General features: G+C 66.7%; 3 protein-coding genes. 1 reads left to right on the top strand and 2 read right to left on the bottom strand.

Annotated elements, in window-relative coordinates:
* A partial coding sequence (locus EN884_RS39155) for a hypothetical protein (RefSeq protein WP_206617721.1) occupies positions 1 to 232 on the bottom strand: 232 nt, incomplete at its 3' end.
* Between EN884_RS39155 and EN884_RS33910 the strand changes: the two genes are divergently transcribed.
* Complete coding sequence (locus EN884_RS33910) at positions 213 to 1,427, top strand: DUF459 domain-containing protein (RefSeq protein WP_063168949.1); 1,215 nt, start codon at positions 213 to 215, stop codon at positions 1,425 to 1,427. The genes EN884_RS39155 and EN884_RS33910 overlap by 20 nt on opposite strands.
* 27 nt (positions 1,428 to 1,454) lie before the next feature.
* Here EN884_RS33910 and EN884_RS33905 read toward each other — a convergent pair.
* On the bottom strand, positions 1,455 to 2,194 hold a 740-nt coding region (locus tag EN884_RS33905; RefSeq protein WP_164895349.1), incomplete at its 5' end, for an FAD-dependent oxidoreductase.

The raw sequence follows: 2,194 nt of genomic DNA, 5'->3' as shown, positions 1-2,194 counted from the left end.
CATCATGGCCTTCCAGGCCAAGGCCGGCTTGACCCAGGACGGCTATCCGAGCATGGAAGTGCTGAAGTGGCTCCGGCAGAAATAGAGCCGCCTGCGGTGCCGCGCGGCCTTCCAGGCGCGCAAAGGACACTGTAGCAATCTGGTTGGGCGGCATTTGCCGAGAAACCGATGCGGTTTTTCGGCAGGACTGCGCCAAGGGACGGAGGAAACGATTGGCTTCGGCTGCGCGCATCGCAGGGCTTGTTCGTCGCATGCCGGTGCTCGTCCTGGCCGTGGTCATGCTTGCCGTCGGCGTGGCTGGCGCCTTTCATGCGCCGGCCATGGCGCAGGAGCAGCAAAACCGCGGCTGGTCGTTGCGCGACCTTTTGTTTCCGCGCCGCAGCGAGCGCATTGAGCCGCCCTTGGATATCCAGAAGCCGAGGCCCAGGCCCAAGGCGAAAAAACCCCGCGCCCCGCGCCCGCCCGCGGAACCGGAAATCCCGGTGGTCGACAAGGCGCCGGACGCGCGCACCGTCCTGGTGGTCGGCGACTTCATGGCGGCCGGCCTCGCCGAAGGCCTCGACAGCGCTTTCGCAGAGAATGCCGGCGTCAGGATCGTCGTTCGCAGCAATGGCTCGTCCGGCTTCGTGCGCGATGATTTCTACAACTGGCCCGAACAGATCAAATCGCTGATCGAGACCGAAAAACCCGCCGCCGTGATCGTCATGCTGGGCTCCAACGACCGCCAGTCGATGAAGGTGGGCGACGTGCGCGAACAGCCACGTTCCGAGAACTGGACCAAGGAATATGAACGCAGGACCGACGCGCTGGGCAAAGCCATCGCCGCGGCCAAGGTCCCCTTCCTTTGGGTCGGCATGCCGGCGTTCCGGGTGCCGAAGATGACCTCGGATATGCTTGCCTTCAACGACATCTACCATCAGGCCGCAGAAAGCCATGGCGGCGAATTCGTCGATATCTGGGACGGCTTTGTCGACGAGAACGGCGCCTTCGTCACCAGCGGCCCCGACATCAACGGCCAGCCGGTGCGGCTGCGCGCCGATGACGGCATCAATATCTCGAAGGCGGGCAAGCGCAAGCTCGCCTTCTACACCGAAAAACCGCTGCTGAAGATCCTCGGCCTGACCGCGCCGGGAAGCATGATTACACCGTCCGCTCCGGCGGGCGCCCCTGTCGAGACGCCGGCGCCGGCCGCGCCCCCCATCGTCATCGACCGCACCGCGCCGATGCTGCTCAGCGATCCGGCACTCGACGGCGGCTCGGAGCTGCTTGGCGCGGCACCGCCGGCTAAGGCCAATCCGGACCTGCCCGGTGAAAAGCTTGTGGTCGAGGGCAAGGCACCGATTGCATCGCCCGGCCGCGCTGACGACTTCTCCTGGCCGCCGAAGGCCGCAGCCGCGACCGACACCACGACCGCGATCAATCGTTAGTCTCGCAGCGCGGCTCTGAGGCCGGGCTCAGCGCGGGAGAACGCTCGACCCCATCAACGCCTCGTCGATCGCGCGCGCAGCCTGGCGGCCCTCGCGGATCGCCCAGACGACCAGCGACTGGCCACGACGCACGTCGCCGGCCGCATAGAGCCTGTCGACGCTGGTCTTGTAGTCGCGGTCATTGGCCTCGACATTGCGCGAGCGGCGGCTGTCGGTGGCGATCTTCATCTCACCCTCCAATTCCCTCGCCACACCGGCCGCGGCCGGCCCGGCAAAGCCGATGGCGATGAAAGCGAGATCGGCACGAATGACGAATTCGGTACCGGCGATCGGCTTGCGCTTGTCGTCGACCTCGCAGCACTTGACGCCGGTCAGCTGGCCTTCCTCGCCGATGAATTCGAGCGTCGCCACCTGGAATTCGCGCTCGGCGCCTTCGGCCTGCGAGGACGAGGTGCGCATCTTCGTCGCCCAGTAGGGCCAGACCGAAAGCTTGTCTTCCTTCTCCGGCGGCTGTGGGCGGATGTCGAGCTGTGTGACGCGCACCGCGCCCTGGCGGAAGGCCGTGCCGACGCAGTCGGACGCGGTATCGCCGCCGCCGACGACGACGACATGCTGGCCGCCGGCGATGATGGGATGCGAGGGCCACGCCACCGACTGGATCGGTTCGCCGCCGACCCGCCTGTTCTGCTGCACCAGATAGGGCATCGCGTCATGCACGCCGCCGAGATCGTCGCCGGGAATACCGGCCGCGCGCGGCGTTTCGGAAC

Source organism: Mesorhizobium sp. M7A.F.Ca.AU.001.01.1.1, assembly GCF_004022735.1.
Taxonomy (GTDB): domain Bacteria; phylum Pseudomonadota; class Alphaproteobacteria; order Rhizobiales; family Rhizobiaceae; genus Mesorhizobium; species Mesorhizobium ciceri.
This window is presented reverse-complemented; position numbering and strand designations above follow the sequence as displayed.